Raw genomic sequence first — 1,301 nt, forward strand, 5'->3', positions numbered from 1 at the left:
GTCGGTCGGAAGGCGATGCGGCTGTGGTCGCCGGCGGCGGCGCGCTCGGGAGAGAGCTCGATCTCGACATGGGGATGGTTGCGGCCAAGCTCGAGTTCGAGATGACGGGTGCCGGCGACACGGCGGCTGGCGGTGACGAGGCCGGCGAGACAGCCGCCGCAGCCGTCGATCAGCTCGATGTCGTGCGGGCGGAAGTAGAGATTGGCCGGGCCGTCGGGCTCGGAGGGCGCACGCAGGCCGATCGGCCGGTCCTCGAACCAGATCTCGCCGTTGGCAAGCGTGACGGCGAGCGTGTTCGACTGGCCGATGAAGCCGAAGACGAAGGGCGAGACCGGATGGTCGTAGATCTCGTCAGGGGTGCCGACCTGCTCGATCGCCCCCTTGCTCATGACGACGACGCGGTCGGCAAGCTCCAGCGCCTCTTCCTGGTCATGGGTGACGAAGATCGTCGTGTGGCCGGTGCGGTCATGGATCTCGCGCAGCCACTTGCGCAGTTCCTTGCGCACCTGGGCGTCGAGCGCGCCGAAGGGCTCGTCGAGCAGAAGCACGTTGGGTTCGACCGCCATGGCGCGGGCAAGCGCCACGCGCTGGCGCTGGCCACCGGACAGCTGCGCCGGATAACGCTTGTCGAGGCCGGACAGCTGCACCAGGTCGAGAAGGTCAAGCGCACGCTTGCGGATTTCGGCCGCCGGCGGCCGGCGGCTTGACGGACGGACCTTGAGGCCGAAGGCGACGTTGTCGAGCACGGTCATGTGGCGGAAGAGGGCGTAGTGCTGGAAGACGAAGCCGATGTTGCGCTGCTGCACCGTCTTTTGCGAGGCATCCTCGTCGCCGAAGAAGATCGTGCCGCCGGTCGGGCTTTCAAGCCCGGCAACGAGCCGAAGCAGCGTCGTCTTGCCGGAGCCGGAGGGGCCCAGAAGCGCGATCAGCTCGCCGGAGCGGATGTCGAGCGAGACGTCGTCGAGCGCCGGGAAGCGGCCGAATTCCTTGCGGATGTTGTGAACGCGCACGTCCATGGCGATACCTTTCCAAGACCGGCTTGCCGGTCAAATGCTTGCAACGGGCGGTCAGTGCCTGCGGCTGGCGGCGATCTCGGCGCTGTAGCGGATCTCCAGCGCCGTCTTTAGGATGAGGGTGATCAGCGCCAGCAGCGCCAGCAACGCCGCCACCGCAAAGGCGGCGACGAAGTTGTATTCATTATAGAGGATTTCGACCTGCAACGGCATGGTGTTGGTCTGGCCGCGGATGTGGCCGGAGACCACCGAGACGGCGCCGAACTCGCCCATGGCGCGGGCGTTGCA

1 protein-coding gene and 1 pseudogene are annotated in these 1,301 nt (G+C 66.9%); both read right to left on the bottom strand.

All coding sequences use genetic code 11. From position 1 onward, the window contains the following. On the bottom strand, positions 1-1,016 hold a 1,016-nt coding region (locus tag MKZ91_RS31485; protein ID WP_336174945.1), incomplete at its 3' end, for a sulfate/molybdate ABC transporter ATP-binding protein. A 51-nt stretch (positions 1,017-1,067) separates the two neighbouring features. Next, positions 1,068-1,301, bottom strand: a pseudogene (gene cysW, locus MKZ91_RS31490) (sulfate/thiosulfate ABC transporter permease CysW); the annotation flags it as partial.

Origin of the sequence: Ensifer sp. MJa1, from assembly GCF_037026475.1 — a bacterium.
Lineage (GTDB): Bacteria > Pseudomonadota > Alphaproteobacteria > Rhizobiales > Rhizobiaceae > Ensifer.